Origin of the sequence: Klebsiella sp. BIGb0138 (genome assembly GCF_004342285.1) — a bacterium.
Taxonomy (GTDB): Bacteria; Pseudomonadota; Gammaproteobacteria; order Enterobacterales; family Enterobacteriaceae; genus Klebsiella.
Map to the genome: position 1 here is coordinate 17,958 of NZ_SMCV01000009.1, position 25,628 is coordinate 43,585.

Here is a 25,628-nt window from a genome sequence, read left to right on the forward strand (position 1 = left end):
TATTAAAGGCGGAAAACGAGTTCAAACGGCGCGTCCGAATCGTATTAATGGCGAAATTCGCGCGCAAGAAGTTCGCTTAACAGGTCTGGAAGGCGAGCAGCTTGGTATTGTGAGTCTGAGAGAAGCTCTGGAAAAAGCTGAAGAAGCCGGAGTAGACTTAGTCGAAATCAGCCCTAACGCCGAGCCGCCGGTTTGTCGTATCATGGATTACGGCAAATTCCTCTATGAAAAGAGCAAGTCTTCTAAGGAACAGAAGAAAAAGCAAAAAGTTATCCAGGTTAAGGAAATCAAATTCCGACCTGGCACCGATGATGGCGACTACCAGGTAAAACTCCGCAGCCTGGTTCGCTTTCTGGAAGAGGGTGATAAAGCTAAGATCACGCTGCGTTTCCGCGGTCGTGAGATGGCTCACCAGCAGATCGGTATGGAAGTGCTTAACCGCGTCCGTGACGATCTGAGTGAACTGGCAGTGGTCGAATCCTTCCCATCGAAGATCGAAGGCCGCCAGATGATCATGGTGCTCGCTCCTAAGAAGAAACAGTAAGGCCTTCAAGTAGCAACTCCTGTGGAGCCTTTGGGCTTCGCAGGCGTTGTTCGCCTATGTTTCGTTTATTAACAATGCGAAGTGGAAGTTATTAAAATGCCAAAAATTAAGACCGTACGCGGTGCTGCTAAGCGCTTCAAAAAAACCGGTAAAGGTGGTTTTAAGCACAAGCACGCTAACCTGCGTCACATTCTGACTAAAAAAGCTACCAAGCGTAAACGTCACCTGCGTCCGAAAGCCATGGTTTCCAAAGGCGATCTGGGCCTGGTAATCGCGTGCCTGCCGTACGCATAAGTCGTTAACCCTTTAAACTTTTTAATTAGAATAGATACAGGAGAGCACATATGGCTCGCGTAAAACGTGGTGTAGTTGCCCGTGCACGTCACAAGAAAATTTTGAAACAAGCTAAAGGCTACTACGGTGCGCGTTCTCGCGTATACCGCGTTGCCTTCCAGGCTGTTATCAAAGCTGGTCAGTACGCTTATCGTGACCGTCGTCAGAAAAAGCGTCAGTTCCGTCAACTGTGGATTGCGCGTATCAACGCAGCAGCACGTCAGAACGGTATTTCTTACAGCAAATTCATCAACGGCCTGAAAAAAGCCTCTGTTGAAATCGACCGTAAGATCCTGGCTGACATCGCCGTATTCGACAAATTAGCGTTCACCGCGCTGGTCGAAAAAGCGAAAGCAGCTCTGGCATAAGCCAGTTGAAAGAGGGAGCTTGTCTCCCTCTTTTCGTTTCAACACCATCAATACATTGACTTTTATTGCCGTAAGCTTTTCAATACAGGTCTTACGTTTCGTACCAGACAAGGTAATGCAAGCATGAATGCTGCTATTTTCCGCTTCTTTTTTTACTTTAGCACCTGAACTCAGGAGGCTAGCGCGTGAAAGAAGAAACGGAAAACAGCGCCAGAAAGCCTCCCACTGTGGAGGCTTTTTTCGTATATGAACGTGTTCATTCTATTTCAAGCTGCAGGCGCGTCGGCTGAGGCGTACATCGGCGACGGCGCGTACTCTGTGGTGGGTAATACGTCGACGGTCGCCGCCTGTAACTCGAAATAGTCAGAACAAAATAATGACCATAACCGGTGTCTGCACCGACATAATGAGGAAAACCATGTCACATCTCGCAGAGCTGGTTGCCAGTGCGAAGGCAGCCATTAATGAGGCATCAGATGTTGCCGCGCTGGACAACGTCCGCGTGGAATATCTAGGTAAGAAAGGGCATCTGACCCTTCAGATGACAACCCTGCGTGAGCTGCCGCCAGAAGAGCGTCCGGCTGCCGGTGCGGTCATCAACGAAGCGAAAGAGCAGGTCCAGCAGGCGCTTAACGCGCGTAAAGCTGACCTCGAAGGCGCCGCGCTAAATGCGCGTCTGGCCGCGGAGACCATCGACGTCTCTCTGCCGGGTCGCCGTATTGAAAACGGCGGTTTGCATCCGGTGACCCGGACTATCGATCGCATCGAAAACTTCTTCGGCGAGCTCGGCTTCACCGTCGCGACCGGCCCGGAAATCGAAGATGATTACCACAACTTCGATGCGCTGAATATTCCTGGGCACCATCCGGCGCGCGCTGACCACGATACCTTCTGGTTCGATGCGACGCGTTTGCTGCGTACCCAGACTTCGGGCGTGCAGATCCGGACTATGGAAAACCAGCAGCCGCCGATTCGCATTATTGCGCCGGGCCGCGTTTACCGTAACGACTACGACCAGACCCACACCCCGATGTTCCATCAGATGGAAGGCCTGATTGTTGATACCAATATCAACTTCACCAACCTGAAAGGGACGCTGCACGACTTCCTGAATAACTTCTTTGAAGAAGATCTGCAGATTCGTTTCCGCCCGTCCTATTTCCCGTTTACCGAACCGTCTGCGGAAGTCGACGTGATGGGTAAAAACGGCAAGTGGCTGGAAGTGCTGGGCTGCGGGATGGTGCATCCGAACGTGCTGCGTAATGTCGGCATCGATCCGGAAGTCTACTCCGGTTTTGCCTTCGGGATGGGGATGGAACGTCTGACCATGCTGCGCTACGGCGTGACCGATTTACGCGCGTTCTTCGAAAACGATCTGCGTTTCCTCAAACAGTTTAAATAAGGGCAGGACAGAATAATGAAATTCAGTGAACTGTGGTTACGCGAGTGGGTTAACCCGGCGATCGACAGCGAAGCGCTGGCTAACCAGATCACGATGGCGGGCCTCGAAGTGGACGGCGTTGAGCCGGTTGCCGGTAGCTTCAACGGCGTGGTTGTGGGTGAAGTGGTTGAGTGCGGCCAGCACCCGAATGCCGACAAGCTGCGCGTCACGAAAGTGAACGTCGGCGGCGAACGTCTGCTGGACATCGTCTGCGGCGCGCCGAACTGCCGTCAGGGCCTGAAAGTCGCCGTCGCGACCATCGGCGCCGTTCTGCCGGGCGATTTCAAAATTAAAGCGGCGAAACTGCGCGGTGAGCCTTCCGAAGGGATGCTGTGCTCGTTCTCCGAGCTGGGGGTTTCCGACGATCATAGCGGTATTATCGAGCTGCCGGCGGATGCGCCGATTGGCACCGATATTCGTCAATATCTGCAGCTGGACGATAACACCATCGAAATCAGCGTCACGCCGAACCGTGCTGACTGTTTAGGCATCATCGGAGTGGCCCGTGACGTCGCCGTGCTGAATAAAGAACCGCTGAACGCGCCGGATATCGCGCCCGTTGCGGCAACGATTACCGATACGCTGCCGATTGCCGTTGAAGCGCCGGACGCCTGTCCCCGCTATCTTGGCCGCGTGGTCAAAGGTATCAATGTTAAAGCGCCAACCCCGCTGTGGATGAAAGAGAAGCTGCGTCGCTGCGGTATCCGCTCCATTGATGCGGTGGTTGATGTCACCAACTACGTTCTGCTTGAGCTCGGCCAGCCGATGCACGCTTTCGACCGCGACCGCATTGAAGGCGGGATCGTGGTGCGGATGGCGCAAGAGGGCGAGACGCTGGTGCTGCTGGATGGCACCGAAGCCAAACTGGACACCGATACCCTGGTTATTGCCGACCATCACAAAGCGCTGGCGATGGGCGGCATCTTCGGCGGCGAGCACTCCGGTGTGAATGATGACACCCGGAACGTGCTGCTGGAATGTGCGTTCTTCAGCCCGCTGTCCATCACCGGCCGCGCCCGTCGTCATGGCCTGCACACCGATGCCTCTCATCGCTATGAGCGCGGCGTGGATTCAGCGCTGCAGTATAAAGCGCTGGAACGTGCCACCCGCCTGCTGATTGATATCTGCGGCGGCGAAGCTGGCCCGGTTATCGATGTGACCAACGAAGCGACTCTGCCGAAGGCGGCGACCATTACTCTGCGCCGCAGCAAACTGGATCGCCTGATTGGCCATCATATTGATGATGCTCAGGTCAGCGATATTCTGACGCGCCTGGGCTGCGAAGTGACCGCGGGCAACGATGAGTGGCAGGCGGTTGCCCCGAGCTGGCGTTTTGATATAGCGATCGAAGAAGATCTGGTCGAAGAAGTGGCCCGCGTGTATGGCTATAACAACATTCCCGATCGTCCGGTTCAGGCTGGGCTGATCATGGGTACCCATCGCGAAGCCAACCTGTCGCTGAAGCGTGTGAAAACGCTGCTTAACGATAAAGGCTATCAGGAAGTGATCACCTATAGCTTCGTTGACCCGAAAGTACAGCAGCTGATCCACCCGGGCGAAGAAGCGCTGATTCTGCCCAGCCCAATCTCCAGCGAAATGTCGGCGATGCGCCTGTCGCTGCTGACCGGTCTGCTGGGTACCGTGGTCTATAACCAGAACCGTCAGCAGAGTCGCGTGCGCATCTTTGAGAGCGGTTTACGCTTTGTTCCGGATACGCAGGCTCCGCTGGGTATTCGTCAGGACGTGATGCTGGCCGGAGTGATTTGCGGCAACCGCTACGAAGAGCACTGGAATCTGGCAAAAGAGACCGTCGATTTCTATGATTTAAAAGGCGATCTGGAGTCCGTTCTTGACCTGACCGGCAAACTGTCTGACATCGAATTCCGGGCAGAGGCGAACAGCGCGCTGCATCCGGGCCAGTCAGCGGCGATTTATCTGAAAGGTGAACGTATTGGTTTCATTGGGGTTGTTCATCCTGAACTGGAACGTAAACTGGATCTGAACGGTCGCACTTTGGCCTTCGAACTGGAGTGGAACAAGCTGGCAGACCGCGTGGTGCCTCAGGCGCGCGAGATTTCTCGTTTCCCGGCTAACCGCCGCGATATTGCCGTTGTCGTCGCGGAAAACGTGCCTGCAGCCGATGTTTTGACCGAGTGTAAGAAAGTTGGCGTAAATCAGGTAGTTGGCGTAAACTTATTTGACGTGTACCGTGGTAAAGGGGTTGCGGAAGGCAGCAAGAGCCTTGCGATCAGCCTTATCCTGCAGGATACCAGCCGTACACTCGAAGAAGAGGAGATTGCCGCTACCGTTGCCAAATGTGTAGAGGCATTAAAAGAGCGATTCCAGGCATCATTGAGGGATTGAACCTATGGCGCTTACAAAAGCTGAAATGTCAGAATATCTGTTTGATAAGCTTGGGCTTAGCAAGCGGGATGCCAAAGAGCTGGTAGAGTTGTTTTTCGAAGAGGTGCGTCGTGCTCTGGAAAACGGAGAACAGGTAAAACTCTCCGGGTTCGGCAACTTCGATTTGCGTGATAAAAACCAACGCCCGGGTCGTAACCCGAAAACGGGGGAAGATATTCCCATTACAGCCCGGCGCGTGGTGACCTTCAGACCCGGCCAGAAACTGAAAAGTCGTGTCGAAAACGCTTCGCCCAGAGACAAATAATCTGAACTAACTAAAAAGGCCGCTGATGCGGCCTTTTTCTTATGGTTGACCCGTTGCTGACTTAAATCCGGAGAACGTGATGGCGAGTGCGTATACCCACCAGCAGTTCGTTCATAGAGACATCCGGGGACAGCCTGTCCGTTCATCATCCCTTCGCGATGAACGTAAATTTAAAGTGACTGAGCCAGGACGGCCGGTGACCTGAATACGCATACGGGCGGATGTTTTGCTTTTCTCCCTCCCGTCGCCACCGTAAAATCAACGCATCTCATTCTTGCGTCACGGAAATTATGCTGACCTTTGCCCAAATTCAACAACGTCGCAGCCGGCGTTGGCTCATTGCGCTCCTGCTCTTGCTTCTGGCCATGACCGCCGTCAGTCTCTGCGCCGGGGATCAATGGATCGGCCCGCAGGAGTGGTTCGGCGCCAAAGGGCAGCTGTTTATCTGGCAAATTCGGCTGCCGCGCACCGTCGCCGTACTGCTGGTGGGGGCGGCTCTGGCGCTCTCCGGGGCCATTATGCAGGCACTGTTCGAAAACCCGCTGGCGGAGCCGGGGCTATTGGGGGTATCGAACGGCGCCGGCGTAGGGCTAATTGCCGCCGTCCTGTTGGGCAAAGGCTATCTGCCGGGATGGGCGCTGGGATTGTGCGCTATCGCCGGGGCGCTGGTGATTACCTTTATTCTGCTGCGGTTTGCCCGCCGGCATCTCTCAACCAGCCGTCTGCTGCTGGCCGGCGTGGCGCTCGGGATTATCTGTAGCGCGCTGATGACCTGGGCGGTCTATTTTTCCACCTCGTTCGATTTGCGCCAGCTTATGTACTGGATGATGGGCGGGTTTGGCGGCGTCGACTGGCAGCAGCTGTGGCTGATGCTGGCGTTAGTCCCGGTGCTGGCCTGGGTATGCCTGCAATCGCCGGCGCTGAATCTGCTGGCGCTGGGGGAGGTCTCCGCCCGCCAGCTGGGGCTACCGTTGTGGTTATGGCGCCGGCTGCTGGTGGTCGCGACGGGTTGGCTGGTGGGGGTGAGCGTGGCGTTGGCGGGGGCGATAGGCTTTATTGGTCTGGTGATCCCGCATATTCTGCGCTTATGCGGCTTGAGCGATCACCGCGTGCTGCTTCCGGCTTGCCTGCTGGCGGGGGCCAGCGCGCTGTTAGGGGCGGATATTATCGCGCGCCTGGCGCTGTCGGCGGCGGAGTTGCCGATCGGCGTGGTCACCGCCACGCTGGGGGCGCCGGTCTTTATCTGGTTGCTGCTGAAGTCCGTTCATTCGCAATAAGCGTTATCGCTGGCGCAGGAGATAGCGCTGCGCCAGCAGGAGCGATTACCAGCCTTTTATGGCATCACCCTTATAGACTTCCAGCGCTTTATCGGCGACTTCTTTGGTCTGGAAGGCCTCTTTCAGCTCCTGAATCTTTTTGCTGTCTTTATTTTCTGCGCGAGACACGATGGCATTCACATAGGGAGAGTCCGGGCCTTCCATAAATAAGCCATCGCGGGCGGCGGATAAACCGGCCTGCGCGGAGAAGTTGGTATTAATAATCGACAGCGCGACGTTCGGGTCATCGAGCGTGCGGGTCAGCTGCGGGGTATCGACTTCGACAATTTTCAAATGTTTCGGGTTATCGATAATATCCAGCGATGTCGGCAGATAACCGACCCCTTCCTTCAGCTTAATTAAACCCTGCGCCTGTAGCAGAAGCAGGCTACGGCCCAGCGTCGTGGTCTCGTTGGAGATTGAAACCGTCGCGCCGTCCGGCAGCTCGCTGATATTTTTTATTTTGCGTGAATAGGCGGCGATCGGGAACACAAAGGTCTTGCCGACGACGGCAAACTTGTAGCCGCGCTCTTTTGACTGGGCCTCAAGATAGGGCAGCGTCTGGAAGGCGTTGGCATCAACGTCTTTATTATTTAACGCTTCATTTGGCAGCACGTAATCATTAAACGAGATAACCTGCACATCGAGGTTATATTTGTCCTTCGCCACCTGCTCAACCACCTTCCAGATAGCCTCATCCGGACCGGTATTGATCGCCACTTTAACCGTGTTGTTATCATCTGGAGAGCAGGCCGATAACCACACTACCGATGTTGCGACTAATACCGAACTTAACAACTTATTCATCTATAAAACTCTCTCAAATTAATCAATAACGAAATGCTATTACGACCGCTTAACACTGTACACTGAATTGCCCGCTGACCCTATTGAGAGGAATTCATGTTGTCAGCGGGACAGGGGACGGTGTTCCCGTCCGCGGATTCAAAGTACAATGGACGCCGGCGAATCCGCTACAGTAGAGAGGGATCACCGCAACCAGAAACCGGTTTTATTCAATGAGGGAAGGCTATGCAACACGATATTCTGAATACTCCCGTCACCACGATTGAGGGTGATAAAACGACGCTGGCGACCTACGCGGGCAAAGTCCTGCTGATCGTGAACGTGGCTTCAAAGTGCGGCCTGACGCCGCAGTATGAGCAGCTGGAGACCTTGCAAAAAGATCTTGAGAATGACGGCTTCACCGTGCTTGGCTTCCCGTGCAACCAGTTCCTCGGGCAGGAGCCGGGTAGCGAAGAGGAGATTAAAACCTTCTGCAGCACCACCTACGGCGTCACTTTCCCGCTGTTCAGCAAAATTGATGTCAACGGCGAGCACCGTCATCCGCTCTATCAGCAGCTGGTCGATGCCGCGCCGCAGGCCGTGGCCCCGGAAGGCAGCGGGTTCTATGAGCGGATGGCGAGTAAAGGCCGCGCGCCGCTCAACAGCGGCGACATCCTGTGGAATTTCGAGAAATTCCTCGTGGGTAAAAATGGCCAGGTGATCCAGCGCTTCTCGCCGGATATGACGCCGGACGATCCGCAGCTGGTTGCCGCCATTAAAGGGGCGTTAGCGGAATAATGCCGTTGTTGATGCAGCTAGAGGATGTCGCAGAGGCGGGGCGGCTGGCGCCGTTTTCCGCCGGGGTCCGGCCAGGAGAGATGGTCCATCTTGTCGGGCCTAACGGCGCTGGGAAAAGCACGTTGTTGATGCGCATGGCCGGGTTGAGCAGCGGCGCCGGGCGCATTATCTTCAACGATCGCCCGCTGGATCGCTGGCCGGCGCAGGAGCTGGCCCGTCATCGCGCCTATCTTAGCCAGCATCAGATGCCGCCTTTCGCCATGCCGGTGTGGCATTATCTGTCGTTGCATCTGCAAAAGGGGGGCTCAGGCGAACTGCTCGGGAGCGTGGCGGATAAACTGGGCCTGAGCGATAAGCTTGGGCGCCAGGTTAACCATATCTCCGGCGGCGAATGGCAACGCGTGCGCCTGGCCGCGGTGATTTTGCAAATTCATCCGCAGGCCAATCCGACGGGGCGGCTACTGTTGCTTGATGAGCCGATGAACAGCCTCGACGTGGCGCAGCAGGCGGCGCTCGACCGCGTGCTGAGTGAACTGTGCGCGTCAGGCGTGGCGGTGGTGATGAGCAGCCACGATCTTAACCACACCCTGCGGCATGCCGATCGCTCCTGGCTTATCTGTCGGGGGCAAACCATCGCCTGCGGCGAGACGTCCGAGGTCCTCACGGAAGAGAATTTAACCGCCGCGTATGCCATTTCATTTCAGCGAATCGCGGTTGCCGGTCATTTTATGCTCGTTGCGTCACAGTAGCACGATGCCACCTTGTCAGGGCCTTGATAAACCAGCTAAATTATCCTGACAAAAACCTGAGGAACAGAGGAATCGTCTGAGATGCGTTTGTGGTTGATTTTATTGACGGCGCTATTTCTGGCTGGCTGCAGCAGTCACCGGGCCCCCCCGCCTAATCCGCGGCTTGCCGATTCCATTACCGTTATCGCCAATCTCAATGACCAGCTACGCAACTGGCGCGGGGCGCCGTATCGCTACGGCGGCATGTCGCCGCGGGGCGTGGACTGCTCCGGGTTTGTGCTGATGACCTTCCGCGATAAGTTTTCCCTGCAATTGCCGCGTGAAACCAGCCAGCAGGCGGAAATCGGCACCAAAATTGATAAAAGCGAGCTGCTGCCGGGCGATCTGGTCTTTTTCAGAACCGGGTCAGGTGAGAGCGGCTTGCATGTCGGCATTTACGATACCGATAACCAGTTTATCCATGCTTCAACCAGCCAGGGGGTGACGCGTTCATCGCTCAATAATGTCTACTGGAATAAGAAGTTCTGGCAGGCGCGAAGGATATAGCCGCATACCCGCTGGAGAAGGGAAGCGTGGGCTTCCCTTTTTTATGTCGATAACCCTGCGCTTCACCCGTGTTAATACCTTGTTGAAGGCACTACACTGGAGACAGGAGGAACCATGACCCTGTCTTTTACTACCCACTGGCGTGATGAACTGCCGGATTTCTATACCGCATTAATGCCCACGCCGTTGCAAAACGCGCGGCTGATCTGGCATAACGCGCCGCTGGCGCAAACCTTAGGCCTTCCCGAGGCGCTGTTTCACCCTGAACAAGGGGCTGGCGTATGGGGAGGCGAAGCGCTGCTGCCGGGCATGGCGCCGCTGGCGCAGGTCTATAGCGGCCATCAGTTTGGCGCCTGGGCCGGCCAGTTAGGCGATGGCCGGGGGATTCTGCTCGGCGAACAGCAGTTGCCCGACGGTCGTCGTCTGGACTGGCACCTGAAAGGCGCCGGGCTGACGCCTTATTCACGTATGGGCGACGGGCGTGCGGTCCTGCGCTCCACGATTCGTGAGAGCCTGGCGTCGGAAGCCATGCATGCGCTGGGGATCCCGACGACGCGTGCCTTAGCCATGGTGACCAGCGATACGCCGGTGCAGCGCGAGACCCGCGAAAGCGGGGCGATGCTGATGCGCCTTGCGGAGAGCCACGTGCGTTTCGGCCATTTTGAGCACTTCTACTACCGCCGCGAAGCGGAGAAGGTGCAGCAGCTGGCCGATTATGTTATCCGGCATCACTGGCCGGAGCTGACGGATGAAGCCGACAAATACATTCTCTGGTTTCGTGACGTTGTCACGCGCACGGCGACGCTGATCGCCAGCTGGCAGACGGTAGGCTTCGCCCATGGGGTGATGAATACCGATAATATGTCTATCCTCGGACTGACGATGGACTACGGCCCGTATGGATTCCTGGATGACTTCCGGCCCGATTTTATCTGTAACCACTCCGATTACCAGGGGCGCTACAGCTTTGAGAATCAGCCGGCGGTTGGCCTGTGGAATTTGCAGCGCCTGGCCCAGTCGCTGTCGCCGTTTATTACGGCGGATGCGCTAAATGCCGCGCTGGATGGCTATCAGCACGCCTTGCTGACGGCCTACGGCCGGCGGATGCGCGATAAGCTTGGTCTGTTTAGCCAGCAGAAAGGCGATAACGACCTGCTGGATGGTCTGTTTGCGCTGATGATCCGGGAAGGCAGCGATTATACCCGTACCTTCCGTATGCTGAGCGTGAGCGAGCAGCACAGCGCCGCGTCGCCGCTGCGTGATGAGTTTATTGACCGCGCGGCTTTTGATAGCTGGTTCGAAAACTATCGCGCGCGGCTGCGCGATGAACAGATTGATGATGCGCAGCGTCAACAGCGTATGCAGAGCGTCAACCCGGCGCTGGTGCTGCGTAACTGGCTGGCACAGCGCGCCATCGAGCAGGCTGAGCAGGGGGATATGAGCGAGCTGGCGCGTCTGCACGAGGTGTTAACTCAGCCGTTTGTCGACCGCAGCGATGACTATGTCAGCCGTCCGCCCGACTGGGGCAAACATCTGGCAGTCAGCTGTTCAAGCTAACCTGCGCCATCAGCCCTCGCCGTGCTTGCCGGCGCAGAGGGCTATTTCGTCAGGATCAGCTTTCCCGCCTGGGTCTGGCGAAGCAAATAGCGCTGGCCGTCGTGTTCGATCACCACCCGACCTTCGACGCCTAACAAGGTGCGGCTGTTTATCTTCCGGTCCGTGGCGATGGGATAAGGGGCATTGTCTTTTGTTTTTTCTGCTGTGGCAGTGTCATCCATTCGCGTCATAGCACCAAAATAAAAATCAAAGCAACAATGATAATAATTATCAGTAATGTTAATTTTTACGGCAAGCGTTATTTGTGAAAAGACAATATTTGGTGGGCGGCGACGCGCCGGGAGAGAACAGCCCCCGCCACGGCGCGGCGGGGGGAGGGATTACAGACGGGTGGCGGTTGCGGCGGCCAGTTCGGCCAGCAGACGCTCGCTATCTTCCCAGCTCAGGCAAGGATCGGTAATGGATTGGCCGCGCGTCAGCGGCTGCCCGGCAACGACTTTCTGCGTCCCTTCCACCAGGAAGCTTTCCGCCATGATGCCGGCAATTGCCGTCGAGCCGGCGCGGATCTGCTGGCAGATATCGGCGCACACTTCCAGCTGACGCCGGTGCTGCTTCTGGCAGTTACCGTGGCTGAAATCAACCACCAGCTGTTCCGGCAGGTCAAATTCACGCAGCGCGTCGCAGGCGGCGGCGATATCCGCGGCGTGATAATTCGGTCGCTTGCCGCCGCGCATGATGATATGGCCATACGGGTTGCCGCTGGTCTGATAGATCGTCATCTGTCCCTGCTTGTCCGGCGACAGGAACATGTGGCTGGCGCGCGAGGCGCGAATGGCATCAACGGCGATGCGGGTGTTGCCGTCGGTACCGTTCTTGAAGCCCACCGGACAGGAGAGCGCGGAGGCCATTTCCCGGTGGATCTGACTTTCGGTGGTGCGCGCGCCGATAGCGCCCCAGCTAATCAGGTCAGCAATAAACTGCCCGGTCACCATATCGAGAAATTCGGTGGCGGTGGGCACGCCCAGCTCGTTGACCTGCAGCAGCAGCCGACGCGCCAGTTCGATACCGTGATTCACCCGATAGCTGCCGTTAAGGTCAGGGTCAGAGATCAACCCCTTCCAGCCGACAACGGTGCGCGGCTTCTCAAAGTAGGTACGCATCACGATTTCCAGCTGCGGCTGGTAACGTTCACGCATCTCTTGCAGGCGGCGCGCGTAATCCATTGCCGCCTCGGTATCATGGATCGAGCACGGGCCGATGATCACCAGCAAACGGCGATCTTCGCCGTTGAGGATTTTTTCAATCCGGCGACGGGAGGCGGAGACATGTGCCGCTACCTCGGCAGACACGGGGTGCCGCTGCGCCAGTTCCGCAGGCGTAACCAGGCTTTCAATGCGCGCGGTACGCAATTCGTCTGTTTTATTCATTGGGGTCTCAAAAATCTGTTTCTTCCGCGGCGAAAATGCCGGGAAGTGATGCGCATCACGATAAACCAATCTCTGCTTATTGCAAGAGCAGGTCATGATCCTGTATAGGCCACGAGCGATAGCATAAACAAATTTTTAGCCATGCACTAGTTCATTAGTACATTCTTCGGTTCAGCCCCATGATATCCATGATTTTGGTGGCGATCTCCTCGACGGAATAGTTGGTGCTGTTCAGGCAGGGAATTTTATTCTTGCGGTACAGGGCTTCCACCTCGGTGACTTCCATCCGGCATTGACGCATCGACGCATAGCGACTGTTTTCACGCCGTTCTTCGCGAATGGCGGCTAGCCGTTCCGGGTTAATGGTCAGGCCAAACAGCTTGTGCTGCAGCGGCTTGAGCGAGGCGGGCAGAATTAAATTGTCCATATCGTCGGCGATAAACGGATAGTTTGCCGCGCGGATGCCGTACTGCATCGCCAGATAGAGACTGGTGGGGGTTTTTCCGCAGCGCGAGACGCCCAGCAGGATCACCTGCGCCTGATCGAGATTGCGCAACGAAATGCCGTCATCGTGGGCGAGGGTATAATCAATGGCGGCGATTCGCGCATCGTATTTGTTCAGGTTACCCGGCGTCAGGCCGTGGGTACGGTGAGCGATCGGCGTGGGATCCAGACGCAGCTCCTGCTGCAGCGGGGCCACCAGCGCCTGAACGATATCCTGACAAAATCCCTCGCTTTGCAAAATCACGTCGCGAATTTCCGGAATGACGATGGAGTAGAAAACCAGCGGCCGGATACCGGTTTGCTGGTAGATAGCGTCAATTTGCTCCTTTACCGCCCGCGCACGGCTGGCATTTTCCACAAACGGCAGGGTCACGCTGCTGATGGCGACCGGAAATTGCGACATCACCGCATGCCCCAGCACCTCTGCCGTAATGGCAGTACCGTCGGAAATATAAAATACGTGGCGATCTACAGCACTTTCCATTTTGACCATCCGGTATAATTAGTTTAATTACCTGAAAGCAGATATTAAATTTAAGCATATCCCTTTAGGCTTTGTCTCACTTTAAAAATGAAACGGTATTTTTATTTTTAATGAAAAGGTGAGTTCAGTTTTGTGAATTGTTTGTTTTTTGTCTCGTATTGCAGCAGATTTTAGAAGAATCATTGAGTTAGCAATATTGAAGGAACTGTCCTAAAAAAGAAAAAATAATTTGCTTGAACGATTCACCGTTTTTTTCAGCCGCATAAATATGTCAGGATAAATCCTGCAGTTGATCGTGAGTTTTTTATCACTGGTATTAAATCACAAAAGGATTGTCTCGATGTCCAACAATGGCTCGTCACCGCTGGTGCTTTGGTATAACCAACTCGGCATGAATGATGTAGACAGAGTTGGGGGCAAAAATGCCTCCCTTGGTGAAATGATTACGAATCTGTCCGGTATGGGTGTTTCCGTGCCGAACGGGTTTGCCACCACCGCTGATGCCTTCAATCAGTTCCTGGACCAAAGCGGTGTTAACCAGCGTATTTATGCACTGCTGGATGAAACCGACATTGACGACGTTTCCGCATTAGCGAAAGCGGGCGCCCAGATCCGTCAGTGGATCATTGATACGCCGTTCCAGAGCGAACTGGAAGACGCCATTCGTGATGCCTATACACAGCTGTCCGCGGATAATGCCGAGGCCTCCTTTGCCGTGCGTTCCTCCGCCACGGCGGAAGATATGCCGGATGCCTCCTTCGCCGGGCAGCAAGAGACATTCCTCAACGTGCAGGGCTTTGATGCCGTGCTCGTCGCGGTGAAGCACGTGTTTGCTTCGCTGTTTAACGATCGCGCGATCTCCTATCGCGTGCATCAGGGTTATGACCACCGCGGCGTGGCGCTATCCGCCGGGGTACAAAGGATGGTGCGTTCCGACCTCGCCTCATCCGGCGTCATGTTCTCCATCGACACCGAGTCCGGCTTTGACCAGGTGGTATTTATTACCTCCGCCTGGGGCCTCGGCGAAATGGTGGTGCAGGGCGCGGTGAACCCGGATGAGTTCTACGTCCATAAGCCGACGCTGGCGGCAAATCGTCCGTCTATCGTGCGCCGTACCATGGGGTCGAAAAAGATTCGCATGATTTACGCGCCGACTCAGGAACATGGCAAGCAGGTGCGTATCGAAGATGTTCCGCAGGCGCAGCGTGACATTTTCTCGTTAACCAACGAGGAAGTGCAGGAGCTGGCGAAGCAGGCGGTGCAGATTGAGAAGCACTACGGCCGGCCGATGGATATCGAGTGGGCGAAAGATGGCCATACCGGCGAGCTGTTCATCGTCCAGGCGCGTCCGGAAACCGTACGTTCACGCGGCCAGGTGATGGAACGCTATACCCTGCATGCGCAAGGGCAGATTGTGGCTGAAGGCCGCGCGATCGGCCATCGCATCGGGGCCGGTCCGGTGAAAGTCATTCACGATATCAGTGAAATGAACCGCATCGAACCGGGCGACGTGCTGGTCACCGACATGACCGACCCGGACTGGGAACCGATCATGAAGAAAGCCTCGGCAATCGTCACCAACCGCGGCGGACGTACCTGCCACGCGGCGATTATTGCCCGTGAACTGGGGATCCCGGCGGTGGTTGGCTGCGGCGACGCGACCGATCGTATCGAGGAAAACCAGAACGTCACCGTTTCCTGCGCCGAAGGCGATACCGGCTACGTCTATGCCGAACTGCTGGACTTCAGCATCAAGAGTTCAAGCGTCGGTGAGATGCCCGAGCTGCCGCTGAAGATTATGATGAACGTCGGCAACCCGGACCGGGCATTCGACTTCGCCTGCCTGCCGAACGAGGGCGTTGGCCTGGCGCGTCTGGAATTCATCATCAACCGCATGATTGGCGTCCATCCGCGCGCGCTGCTGGAGTTTGATGACCAGGAGCCCGCGCTGCAGAACGAAATCCGCGAGCTGATGAAAGGCTACGACTCGCCGAGAGAGTTTTACGTCGGCCGTTTGACCGAAGGTATTGCGACCCTGGGCGCGGCGTTCTATCCGAAGCGGGTGATTGTTCGTCTCTCCGACTTTAAGTCGAACGAATACGCCAACCTGGTGGGCGGCGAGCGTTATGAGCCGGAAGAAGAGAACCCGATGCTCGGCTTCCGCGGCGCCGGTCGTTACGTCTCTGACAGCTTCCGCGACTGCTTCGCGCTGGAGTGTGAAGCGGTTAAGCGCGTACGCAACGATATGGGCCTGGACAACGTAGAGATCATGGTTCCTTTCGTCCGTACCGTCGCCCAGGCGAAAGCGGTGGTGGAGGAGCTGGAGCGTCAGGGTCTCAAACGCGGCGAGAACGGGCTGAAAATCATTATGATGTGCGAAATCCCGTCCAACGCGCTGCTGGCCGAACAGTTCCTCGAGTACTTTGACGGCTTCTCTATCGGTTCAAACGATATGACTCAGCTGGCGCTGGGCCTCGATCGCGACTCAGGCGTGGTCTCTGAGCTGTTTGATGAACGCAACGATGCGGTAAAAGCGCTGCTGTCGATGGCGATTCGCGCGGCGAAGAAACAGGGCAAATACGTTGGTATTTGTGGCCAGGGCCCGTCTGACCATGAGGATTTTGCCGCCTGGCTGATGGAGGAGGGGATCGACAGCCTGTCCCTGAACCCGGATACCGTGGTGCAAACCTGGCTTGGCCTGGCTGAACTGAGCAAATAATCTTCGGCCGGACAAAATAGTCTAATCCCCGTCAGCGATGGCGGGGATTTTTTTATTCTCAGCGCGGACCCCCCTTAATTTGCAGTCAATCACATAAACAGAAAAAAACAAAATATCGTAATCCCTCAGTGAATTTCTACAATTGTTGCCGGGGTCGCCATTTCTAATACTTACACCGCGTCATCTGATTCTCATGCTACCTGGTGATAAACGCTCTCTCTGTGTAAGGATAATAATGACTCTCTCCTCTGTTCTGACCACAAAAAATAAAATTGGCTACGGACTTGGCGATATGGCCAGCGCGCTGGTGTGGCAAACCGCCACGCTATTTCTGGCCTATTTTTATACCGATGTGTTTGGTCTACCGGCCGCGATTATGGGAACGATGTTTTTAGTCGTGCGGGTGGTGGATGCGGTCGTCGATCCGTGTATTGGCGCGCTGGTGGATCGCACGCAAACCCGTCACGGGCGCTTTCGCCCCTGGCTGCTGTGGTTCGCCATCCCGTTCGGCGTCAGCTGCATTATCACCTTCTACGTGCCCGACGTCGGAGAAACCGGAAAAATTATTTATGCCTGTCTGACCTATACCCTGCTGAGCTTTATCTACTCGGCGATTAACGTGCCGTATTGCGCGATGCCCGGCGCTCTGACGATGGACCCGCATGAGCGTCACTCCCTGCAGTCGTGGCGCTTTGCGCTGTCGTTTATCGGCGGCCTGATAGTCACCGTCATTGCGCTGCCGCTGGTGGCTCATCTTGGCGCGGGGAATGCGCAAAAAGGCTATTTTTATGCCATGAGCCTGATGGGGATCCTCGGGATCGTACTGTTCTTCAGCTGCTTCTTCCTTACCCGCGAGCGCTATACGCCGCAGAGCGATACCTCGGGATCGTTATTAAAAGACCTGAAGCTGCTGGCCGGAAATAGCCAATGGCGAATCGTATTTATCTTCAATATTTTATTATTAACGGCGGTGGTCGCCCGCGGCTCGGCAACGATGTATTACGTCAAATATGTGATGCAGCGCCCGGAGATGGTATTCACTTTTATTGTGTCCGGAATGATTGCGGCACTGCTCGGCGCATTATTATCCGAACGGCTGCTAGGTAAATTCGATCGCGTACGGGCGTATCAGTGGACGATTATTACTTTTGTGATCTTTGCCGTGGCCATTTTCTTTATTCCGGCGAATCAGGTGTGGCTGATATTCGCCCTCAACGTGGTCTTTAGCTTTATCCAGAACCTGACCACGCCGCTGCAGTGGACCATGTTCTCGGACGTGGTGGACTACGAAGAGCATCGCAGCGGCCGTCGCCTGGACGGGCTGGTGTTCTCCACGGCGCTGTTCGCCATTAAGTTTGGCCTGGCGCTGGGGGGCGCGGTCGTGGGGTGGATCCTCGGTTTCGTCGACTATATCCCCAACGCGGCGACCCAGTCGCCAGCCGTGCTGGGCACCATTAATACCTTGTTCACGCTGATCCCCGCCGCACTGTTCATCGTGATGGCGCTGCTGCTGATGTTCTACAAGCTCAATAGCGCCACGGCGGACAATATTGCCCGTGAACTTATCCGTCGCCGTGAAACGAACGTCACCGCAACCGCGCAGCCAGCGCTGAATTCAGCACTACAGGAGTAAGAAAATGACCGTAATTTATAAGGATGCCCGTCGCCCGATTGATGAACGCGTTGCGGATTTAGTTTCGCGGATGACGGTGGAAGAGAAATTTGCTCAGATGCACGCCTTTTGGCTGGTGCTCGCCGAGGACGGCGAACACCGGGAGCGCAGCGACATGAGCGATGAATTTGCCGGCGTCAGCGCTCAGGTCTCGCTGACGGAACGCTTAAAGTCCGGCATCGGACAGATTACCCGCCCGTTGGGGACCCATATTGTTACGGCGGAGAGCGGCGTGCGCGCCGCCAACCGCCTGCAGAAGATGCTGGTGGAAGAGACCCGGCTGGGGATCCCGGCGCTGTTCCACGAAGAGTGCCTGGTCGGGCTGCTGTGCAAAGAGGCGACGCTGTTTCCCTCTTCGCTCAATTATGGCTCAACCTGGGATCCAGAGCTGGTCGCGCGGGCGGCGCGGGAAATTGGCGTGGAAGCGCGTACCACCGGGTGTAAACAGGGGCTGGCGCCGGTGCTGGATGTCTCACGCGATGTCCGCTGGGGACGCACCGAAGAGACCTTTGGCGAAGATCCCTGGCTGGTGGGGGTGATGGCCTGCGCGTATGTGGAGGGGTTGCAGGGCGAAAAGCGCGACGTGCTGGCGACGCTGAAACATTATGTCGGCCACTCCTTCAGCGAAGGCGCGCGTAACCATGCCCCGGTGCACCTGGGTTTTTGTGAGCTGAATGATACCTTCCTGCTGCCGTTTGAGATGGCGGTGAAGCTGGCGAATGCCGGATCGGTGATGCCCGCGTATCACGATATCGATAACCAGCCAGGGCACAGCGATAGCTTCCTGTTGACCACGGTCCTGCGCGAGCAGTGGGGCTTTGATGGCATTATCGTCGCTGACTACGGCGGCGTCAGTCTGCTGCATCAGCATCATGGGATCGCCCACGATGCGGCGGAATCCGCCGCGCTGGCGTTTAATGCCGGTCTCGATGTGGAACTGCCGAAAGATGATTGCGCCCGCCATCTGCAGCAGGCGCTGGATCGCGGTTTAATCACCATGGCGAAGATTGATGAAATCGTCACGCGTACCCTGACAGAGAAGTTCCGTCTGGGCCTGTTCGAACAGCCCTATACCGATGTGGCGGGCATTACGTTGCAGTCTCCGGCGGCGCGCCAGGCCGCACGCGATGTGGCGACCCGCTCGCTGACGCTGCTGGAGAACCGCGGCGTTCTGCCGCTGCAGGGGCAGCCGAAGGTGGCGGTAGTCGGGCCAACGGCCGACGACCCGCTGGCGCTGCTCAGCGGCTACAGTTTCCCGGTACACCTGATCATCAGCGATATGGTGGACGAGGTCTCGCAGGTCACCACGCCGCTGGCGGCGCTGCGCCACTACCTGGGGGCGCAGCGGGTGAGCTATGCCAAAGGTTGCCATATTATTGAGCAGAGGATGGCCGGCGCGCCGGTCTTCCCCGGCGACAGCGGCGGCAAACCGATGCAGCAATCGCCGGTTTCACTTGATGACAGTTTAATCCCTGAGGCGGTAAAGGTCGCGCAGGACAACGACGTGATCGTGGCCTGCGTGGGCGATCTTGCCGGTCTGTTCCAGAGCGGTACGGTGGGGGAAGGGTCGGATACCGATACGCTGAATCTGCCTGGCGTCCAGCAGCAGCTGCTGGAAGCGTTAGTCGCGACCGGTAAACCGGTGGTGGTGGTGATGACCGGCGGACGTCCTTATAACCTGCAGGGGCTGGAAGATCGCGTGGCGGCCCTGCTGATGGCCTGGGCGCCGGGCCAGGAAGGCGGTTGGGCGGTGGCCGATGTGTTAACCGGACGCGCAGAGCCGCAGGGGAGGCTGGTGGTCAGCGTGCCGAAAAGCGCGGGGGCGATGCCGTATTACTACAACCACAAACTGAAAAGCGGCGGCACGCCGTTTGCTTTCCACTTTGGCTCGCGCTACCCGTTTGGCTACGGGCAAAGCTGGACAACCTTCACGTATGGCCAACCCCGGCTGCTGGCCCGGGAGGTGGCTATCGACGGGGAAATCGCGCTGCAGGTCACGGTGCGTAACGGCGGGGAGCGTCGCGGGAGCGAGGTTGTCCAGCTTTATGTGCGCGATAAAGTCGCGTCTATGGTACGTCCGCTGCAGGAGCTGAAGGCCTTCCAGCGGGTAACCGTAGAGCCGGGCGAAAGCGCGACGCTGACTTTCTACCTGCCGGTCGATATGCTGAATTTCACCCGTCGCGATGGGCAACGTATTGTTGAACCCGGTGAGTTTGAACTGCAGATTGGCGCCTCTTCGGCGGATATTCGCGGGACGGCCACCGTAATGGTCAGCGGAGAGGTGCGTGAATTACCGCACAACTGGCGGATGATGAGCCGTTGCGAAGTGAGTTAGTTCATTGCCATGAGTGGGCTGGAGACGAAGGAACGACGAGCGGCGGCAAGCAGCGCATCCATTGAGAGATTGCCGCACCCATGCTGTCCCGAAGCCCGCGAGCCATGCCGGGTAGCCGATTGCAGGCTAAAAAAAAGCCCATCGTGGGAGATGGGCAAAGACTACACACAGCAATTCGTTGTTTCACTCAGGGGATTTCCATGCTTATAAATCAAGGTGTTGATTTATAACCGTGCCCTAATAGTAGACACAGCCCTTTTGGGCGTCGATCGGATTCATCCCAATAGTTAAATTGAGGTGAAGAATATGCGCGGTGAATGTGGCCAACAGTGTGAGCGGCAGGGAAAATCAGGTCTGTTTTATAAGTTTTTCTTAAGTTTAAGGCGGGTTTCCCCGCCTTATTTTTTTACTTCTGATTGTTGAGATTGCTGGCATTCAGCTCTTCAAGCTCCGCCAGCACCTGGTCGGGATCCTTCGGCGGCGGCGGCACCTCATGTACCCAGGCATCGTACAAACGCCAGGAGACAGCCAGCAGCACCGGCCCGATAAACAGGCCAATCATGCCGAAGGCGATCAGGCCGCCGATAACGCCGGAGAGAATCAGAATCATCGGCAGATCGGCCCCCATGCGAATCAGCACCGGACGGATGACGTTGTCCATGGTTCCCACCACGCAGCTCCATACCAGCAGTACCGTGCCCCAGGTGGTGTCGCCGCTCCAGTAGAGCCAGATGATCGAGGGAACCAGTACCAGCAATGGCCCCAGCTGGACGAGGCAGGTAAAGATCATTACCACCGTCAACAGTGCCGCATACGGGACGCCGGATACCGCGAGGCCGATGCCGCCGAGCACCGCCTGCGCCAACGCGGTAACGACCACTCCCAGCGCCACGGCGCGGATGGCCTGGCCGGCAAGGATCACCGCCGCATCGCCGCGTTTCGCCGCCAGGCGGGTGGCAAAATAGCGGAAGCCATAGGCGACTCTCTCACCTTGCCAGTACAACAGAGCGCTGAACAGCAGCATCAGGCCGCAATAGACCAGCAGTTTACCAATATGCGCCGCCTGACCGACAAACCAGGTGGTGGTGGTGCCGAGGTAGGGGCGGATTTTGGTCATAATGGCCGTTCCGCCCATCTCCAGTAAATTATGCCATCCGGCATACAGCTTATCGCCGAACAGCGGCACGCTGTTCAGCCAGGCGAGATCCGGCGGGGTAAAGTTGCCGCTGGTAATGACCTTAATCAACGGCGTGCTGTTATCGACCAGGCTATTGACCAGCAGCGCAATCGGAATCACAAACAGTAAAAAGAGCAGCAGGGTCATCACCAGTACGGCGAGGGCGCGTTTACCAAACAGTAAACGCTGCAGACGCAGCAGGACTGGCCAGGTGGCGATGACGACGGTGCCCGCCCAGGCGAATGACAGAATAAAGGGTTGTACGACCCACAGGCAGGAGATAATTATCAGGGACAAGAACAGCACCGACAGCAGAACTTGCGGTATATCCCGGGGCTGGCGATCGTTAATCATAGCGAAATGTTACCTTTCCAGTCGCGTCAAAAGGCTGACGCAGCGTAATTCCATATACTGATAATAATATCAATAATTTCCCGCGCCTGATTCTGCACATAAATCTGGTGGGCGCATATGAAAAAAATGTGATAAAAAGTTGACTGCACTACGCAATCGTTTAGTTAACCTTACACTAAATCATCCACGGCGCCTCAAGGCGGCGCGCGAGTACCCGGGCTTTTACGGTACGGGGACACAGTTGTCGCGAGTGATTAATGTGGTTTGCCATGTCCCGCAAGGGGAGCTTCAGGAAGAGCTCAGCAGCAAATGCAGCCAATAAGAGGCAGTCTGAAGGATGAAGTTTATACAACACAACATAGTCAGGCAGGGTCAAGCATTATGATCCCACAAATTTCTCAAGCACCAGGCGTCGTTCAGCTGGTATTGAATTTTTTGCAGGTACTGGAGCAACAAGGATTTACCGGTGATACCGCCACCAGTTACGCCGACAGGCTAACGATGGCGACAGACAACAGCGTCTATCAGCTGTTACCGGATGCGATTTTATTCCCCCGTTCGACGGCGGATGTCGCGCTGCTGGCAAGAATCGCCGCCGAAGAGCGATTCAAATCGCTGGTCTTTACCCCGCGCGGCGGCGGTACCGGCACCAACGGCCAGTCGCTCAACGCCGGGATCATCGTCGACATGTCCCGCTATATGAACCGCATTATCGAAATCAACCCGCAAGAGGGGTGGGTAAGGGTTGAAGCCGGGGTCATTAAAGATCAGCTGAACCAATATCTTAAACCCTACGGCTACTTTTTTGCGCCGGAGCTGTCTACCAGCAACCGCGCGACGCTGGGCGGGATGATCAACACCGACGCTTCCGGGCAGGGGTCGCTGGTGTACGGTAAAACCTCGGATCACGTGCTCGGCGTGCGCTCGGTGTTGATGGGCGGGGATATTCTCGATACCCAGGCCGTACCTGTCGCGCTGGCAGAAACGCTCAGCGGTGAACAGTCGGCGATTGGGCGGATTTATCGCACGGTATACCAGCGCTGCAAGGCGCAGCGTCAGCTGATTATCGATAAGTTCCCTAAACTTAACCGCTTCCTGACCGGATACGATCTGCGCCACGTCTTTAATGATGAGATGAGCGAGTTCGATCTGACCCGTATTTTAACCGGCTCGGAAGGGACGCTGGCCTTTATTACCGAAGCGCGTCTGGATATCACCCGGCTGCCGAAGGTGCGCCGGCTGGTCAATATCAAATACGACTCCTTTGACTCCGCGCTACGTAACGCCCCGTTTATGGTCGCGGCCAAAGCGCTGTCGGTGGAAACCGTCGATTCAAAAGTGCTTAACCTGGCGCGCGAGGATATCGTCTGGCATTCGGTCAGCGAACTGATCGCCGATGTGCCGGATAAAGAGATGCTGGGGCTGAATATCGTCGAATTTGCCGGCGATGACGCCGAACTTATCGAAGAGCAGGTGACCACGCTGTGCCAGCGTCTGGATGAGCTGATTGCGGCAAACGAAGCCGGAGTGATTGGCTGGCAGGTGTGCAACGAGCTGGACGGCGTCGAGCGAATCTACGCGATGCGCAAAAAAGCGGTCGGGCTGCTGGGGAACGCCAAAGGCGCGGCCAAGCCGATCCCCTTCGCCGAAGATACCTGCGTGCCGCCGGAACATCTCGCGGACTATATCGCTGAGTTTCGCGCGCTGCTGGACGGGCATGGCCTGAGCTACGGTATGTTTGGTCACGTTGATGCCGGCGTGCTGCACGTACGTCCGGCGCTGGATATGTGCGATCCGCAGCAGGAGGTGCTGATGAAACGCATCTCCGACGAGGTGGTGGCGCTGACGGCGAAATACGGCGGCCTGCTGTGGGGGGAGCACGGGAAGGGCTTCCGGGCGGAGTACAGTCCGGCCTTCTTTGGCGCAGAGCTCTATGCTGAGCTGCGCAAAGTCAAAGCGGCGTTCGATCCGGATAACCGTCTCAACCCGGGCAAAATCTGTCCGCCGGAAGGGGTCGACGCGCCGATGATGAAAGTCGACGCGGTGAAGCGCGGAACCTGGGATCGCCAGATCCCGATTGCGGTGCGCACTTCGTGGCGCGGCGCGATGGAGTGTAACGGCAACGGATTGTGCTTTAACTTTGATGTTAAAAGCCCGATGTGTCCATCGATGAAGGTCAGCAATCATCGTATTCACTCGCCGAAAGGGCGTGCCACGCTGGTGCGCGAGTGGCTGCGCCTGCTGGCCGATCGCGGCATCGATCCCAATCAGCTGGAACACGATCTGCCGGAGAAACGCGCCAGCCTGCGGACCCTGGTGGAACGCACCCGCAATAGCTGGCATGCGCGCAAGGGGGAGTACGATTTCTCGCACGAGGTCAAAGAGGCGATGTCCGGCTGTCTGGCCTGTAAAGCCTGCTCAACCCAATGCCCGATTAAAATTGACGTGCCGGAATTCCGTTCGCGCTTCCTGCAGCTCTACCACAGCCGCTACCTGCGGCCGGTGCGCGACCATCTGGTGGCGACGGTGGAGTCCTATGCGCCGCTGATGGCTCACGCGCCGAAAACCTTCAACTTCTTTATTAACCAGCCGTGGCTGCGCAAGCTGTCGGAGAAGCACATCGGCATGGTCGACCTGCCGCTGCTCTCGACGCCGTCGCTGAAGCAACAGATGGTCGGGCACCGTTCGGCGAATATGACCCTGGAGCAGCTGGAAGCTCTGAGCGCGGAGCAAAAGGCCAGGATGGTGCTGGTGGTGCAGGATCCGTTCACCAGCTACTACGATGCGCAGGTGGTAGCCGACTTTGTCCGCCTGGTCGAAAAAGTGGGCTATCAACCGGTGCTGTTACCGTTCTCGCCGAACGGCAAGGCGCAGCATATTAAGGGATTCCTGGCGCGCTTTGCACGTACGGCACAGAAAACCGCCGATTTTCTCAACCGCGTGGCGCAGCTGGGGATGCCGATGGTCGGCGTCGACCCGGCGCTGGTGCTGTGCTATCGCGATGAGTACAACCAGGTACTAGGCGATAAGCGGGGCGATTTCCGCGTGATGCTGGTACATGAATGGCTGCCGCAGGCGCTGCCGGATGCCCGGGCACAGGATAACGGCGGTGAAGCATGGTATCTGTTTGGTCACTGTACCGAAGTGACGGCGTTACCCGCCGCGCCGAAGCAGTGGGCGGAGATTTTTGCGCGCTTTGGCGCGAAGCTGGAAAACGTCAGCGTGGGCTGCTGTGGCATGGCCGGAACCTATGGCCATGAGGTAAAAAACCATGCCAACTCGCTGAACATCTACGCGCTTTCCTGGCAACAGGCGATCCAGCGTTTGCCGCGCAATCGCTGCCTGGTGACCGGATATTCCTGCCGTAGTCAGGTTAAGCGCATTGAAGGCAGCGGAGTTCGTCATCCGCTGCAGGCGCTGCTGGAGATTATGGGATGATTTGGAAACGTCAGACAACGCTGGAACAGCTCAACCGCATGGGTGAAGGCAATATGGTGGGGCTGCTGGATATCCGCTTTGATGCCTTTACTGATGACACTCTCGAAGCGACCATGCCTGTCGATAGCCGTACCCATCAGCCGTTTGGCCTGCTGCATGGCGGCGCGTCGGTGGTACTGGCGGAGACGCTGGGATCGGTGGCCGGCTATTTATGCAGTGAAGGCGAGCAAAAAGTGGTAGGTCTTGAGGTGAATGCCAACCATATTCGCTCGGTGCGCGGCGGGCGGGTTCGCGGCGTTTGTAGAGCGCTGCATGTCGGATCGCGCCACCAGGTATGGCAGATTGAAATCTCCGATGAACAGGGGCGCCTGTGCTGCTCATCGCGTCTCACGACGGCGGTGATCTGAAATAG

General features: G+C 56.7%; 22 protein-coding genes, 1 other RNA gene and 1 other annotated feature. Of the genes, 17 read left to right on the top strand and 6 right to left on the bottom strand.

Translation table 11 applies throughout. The annotated features are described in order from the left end of the window. Window position 1: 1 nt before the first annotated feature. The 8 genes from infC (at window position 2) to btuC (ending at window position 6,631) form a co-directional block, all read left to right on the top strand. Entirely contained in the window at window positions 2–544 is a 543-nt protein-coding gene (gene infC, locus EDF73_RS19050) for a translation initiation factor IF-3 (RefSeq protein ID WP_049267827.1), read from the top strand. Between the two features lie 96 nt (window positions 545–640). Further along, the gene (rpmI, locus tag EDF73_RS19055) at window positions 641–838 is read left to right on the top strand and encodes a 50S ribosomal protein L35 (RefSeq protein WP_001124225.1); all 198 of its coding nucleotides are present in this window, start codon (window positions 641–643) and stop codon (window positions 836–838) included. Window positions 839–888: 50 nt separating this feature from the next. Beyond that, entirely contained in the window at window positions 889–1,245 is a 357-nt protein-coding gene (gene rplT, locus EDF73_RS19060) for a 50S ribosomal protein L20 (RefSeq protein WP_004102963.1), read from the top strand. A gap of 118 nt (window positions 1,246–1,363) precedes the next feature. Further along, window positions 1,364–1,489, top strand: a sequence feature (Phe leader region). Beyond that, the gene (pheM, locus tag EDF73_RS27465) at window positions 1,369–1,413 is read left to right on the top strand and encodes a pheST operon leader peptide PheM (RefSeq protein WP_001386830.1); all 45 of its coding nucleotides are present in this window, start codon (window positions 1,369–1,371) and stop codon (window positions 1,411–1,413) included. It overlaps the preceding feature by 45 nt. Window positions 1,490–1,663: 174 nt before the next feature. Further along, window positions 1,664–2,647, top strand: a complete 984-nt coding sequence (pheS, locus tag EDF73_RS19075; RefSeq protein ID WP_032687130.1) for a phenylalanine--tRNA ligase subunit alpha — start codon at window positions 1,664–1,666, stop codon at window positions 2,645–2,647. Between the two features lie 15 nt (window positions 2,648–2,662). Further along, window positions 2,663–5,050 (top strand): phenylalanine--tRNA ligase subunit beta, encoded by a 2,388-nt coding sequence (gene pheT, locus EDF73_RS19080; RefSeq protein ID WP_132730633.1) that lies wholly within the window; start codon window positions 2,663–2,665, stop codon window positions 5,048–5,050. Window positions 5,051–5,054: 4 nt separating this feature from the next. Then, a complete protein-coding gene (gene ihfA, locus EDF73_RS19085) occupies window positions 5,055–5,354 on the top strand; it encodes an integration host factor subunit alpha (RefSeq protein WP_004102960.1) in 300 nt (99 codons plus the stop codon). Between the two features lie 290 nt (window positions 5,355–5,644). Beyond that, window positions 5,645–6,631: a vitamin B12 ABC transporter permease BtuC gene (gene btuC / locus EDF73_RS19090; RefSeq protein ID WP_132730634.1), complete on the top strand. Its 987-nt coding sequence runs from the start codon at window positions 5,645–5,647 to the stop codon at window positions 6,629–6,631. A 45-nt stretch (window positions 6,632–6,676) separates the two neighbouring features. Here the strand turns inward: btuC and EDF73_RS19095 are convergent, their stop codons facing one another. Then, on the bottom strand, window positions 6,677–7,477 hold the full coding sequence (locus EDF73_RS19095; protein WP_132730635.1) for a MetQ/NlpA family lipoprotein: 801 nt from the start codon (window positions 7,475–7,477) through the stop codon (window positions 6,677–6,679). 225 nt (window positions 7,478–7,702) lie between these two features. On the opposite strand from EDF73_RS19095, the gene EDF73_RS19100 reads away from it, so the two are divergent. From EDF73_RS19100 to selO, 4 genes are all read left to right on the top strand, one after another. Next, window positions 7,703–8,254 carry a glutathione peroxidase gene (locus tag EDF73_RS19100; protein ID WP_132730636.1) on the top strand — a complete coding sequence of 184 codons (552 nt, stop codon included), beginning with the start codon at window positions 7,703–7,705 and terminating at the stop codon, window positions 8,252–8,254. After that, window positions 8,254–9,003: a vitamin B12 ABC transporter ATP-binding protein BtuD gene (gene btuD / locus EDF73_RS19105; protein WP_132730637.1), complete on the top strand. Its 750-nt coding sequence runs from the start codon at window positions 8,254–8,256 to the stop codon at window positions 9,001–9,003. Before EDF73_RS19100 ends, btuD begins: the two co-directional genes overlap by 1 nt. 81 nt (window positions 9,004–9,084) lie before the next feature. Beyond that, window positions 9,085–9,549 (top strand): NlpC/P60 family protein, encoded by a 465-nt coding sequence (locus EDF73_RS19110; protein WP_132730638.1) that lies wholly within the window; start codon window positions 9,085–9,087, stop codon window positions 9,547–9,549. A gap of 114 nt (window positions 9,550–9,663) precedes the next feature. Beyond that, complete coding sequence (gene selO / locus EDF73_RS19115; RefSeq protein ID WP_132730639.1) at window positions 9,664–11,106, top strand: protein adenylyltransferase SelO; 1,443 nt, start codon at window positions 9,664–9,666, stop codon at window positions 11,104–11,106. 41 nt (window positions 11,107–11,147) lie between these two features. Here selO and hemP read toward each other — a convergent pair whose 3' ends face one another. From hemP to EDF73_RS19130, 3 genes are all read right to left on the bottom strand, one after another. Next, complete coding sequence (hemP, locus tag EDF73_RS19120; protein WP_165905750.1) at window positions 11,148–11,327, bottom strand: hemin uptake protein HemP; 180 nt, start codon at window positions 11,325–11,327, stop codon at window positions 11,148–11,150. Between the two features lie 159 nt (window positions 11,328–11,486). Then, window positions 11,487–12,533 (bottom strand): 3-deoxy-7-phosphoheptulonate synthase AroH, encoded by a 1,047-nt coding sequence (aroH, locus tag EDF73_RS19125; RefSeq protein ID WP_132730641.1) that lies wholly within the window; start codon window positions 12,531–12,533, stop codon window positions 11,487–11,489. 154 nt (window positions 12,534–12,687) lie between these two features. Then, on the bottom strand, window positions 12,688–13,521 hold the full coding sequence (locus tag EDF73_RS19130; RefSeq protein ID WP_132730642.1) for a pyruvate, water dikinase regulatory protein: 834 nt from the start codon (window positions 13,519–13,521) through the stop codon (window positions 12,688–12,690). A 340-nt stretch (window positions 13,522–13,861) separates the two neighbouring features. Here EDF73_RS19130 and ppsA point away from each other — a divergent pair, with 340 nt between their 5' ends. The 3 genes from ppsA to EDF73_RS19145 all read left to right on the top strand — a co-directional run bounded on the left by ppsA (window position 13,862) and on the right by EDF73_RS19145 (window position 20,247). After that, window positions 13,862–16,240: a phosphoenolpyruvate synthase gene (gene ppsA, locus EDF73_RS19135; RefSeq protein ID WP_132730643.1), complete on the top strand. Its 2,379-nt coding sequence runs from the start codon at window positions 13,862–13,864 to the stop codon at window positions 16,238–16,240. A gap of 235 nt (window positions 16,241–16,475) precedes the next feature. Further along, complete coding sequence (locus EDF73_RS19140) at window positions 16,476–17,873, top strand: MFS transporter (protein ID WP_132730644.1); 1,398 nt, start codon at window positions 16,476–16,478, stop codon at window positions 17,871–17,873. A 4-nt stretch (window positions 17,874–17,877) separates the two neighbouring features. Beyond that, the gene (locus EDF73_RS19145; protein ID WP_132730645.1) at window positions 17,878–20,247 is read left to right on the top strand and encodes a glycoside hydrolase family 3 N-terminal domain-containing protein; all 2,370 of its coding nucleotides are present in this window, start codon (window positions 17,878–17,880) and stop codon (window positions 20,245–20,247) included. 126 nt (window positions 20,248–20,373) lie between these two features. Here EDF73_RS19145 and rprA read toward each other — a convergent pair. Both rprA and ydiK read right to left on the bottom strand, forming a co-directional pair. Then, window positions 20,374–20,481, bottom strand: an RNA gene (rprA, locus tag EDF73_RS19150) — antisense sRNA RprA. A 172-nt stretch (window positions 20,482–20,653) separates the two neighbouring features. Next, window positions 20,654–21,778, bottom strand: a complete 1,125-nt coding sequence (ydiK, locus tag EDF73_RS19155; protein ID WP_132730646.1) for an AI-2E family transporter YdiK — start codon at window positions 21,776–21,778, stop codon at window positions 20,654–20,656. A 381-nt stretch (window positions 21,779–22,159) separates the two neighbouring features. Here ydiK and EDF73_RS19160 point away from each other — a divergent pair, with 381 nt between their 5' ends. Continuing rightward, a complete protein-coding gene (locus tag EDF73_RS19160) occupies window positions 22,160–25,216 on the top strand; it encodes an FAD-binding and (Fe-S)-binding domain-containing protein (RefSeq protein ID WP_132730647.1) in 3,057 nt (1,018 codons plus the stop codon). Beyond that, complete coding sequence (menI, locus tag EDF73_RS19165; protein ID WP_132730648.1) at window positions 25,213–25,623, top strand: 1,4-dihydroxy-2-naphthoyl-CoA hydrolase; 411 nt, start codon at window positions 25,213–25,215, stop codon at window positions 25,621–25,623. Before EDF73_RS19160 ends, menI begins: the two co-directional genes overlap by 4 nt. The last annotated feature ends 5 nt before the right edge of the window (window positions 25,624–25,628 follow it).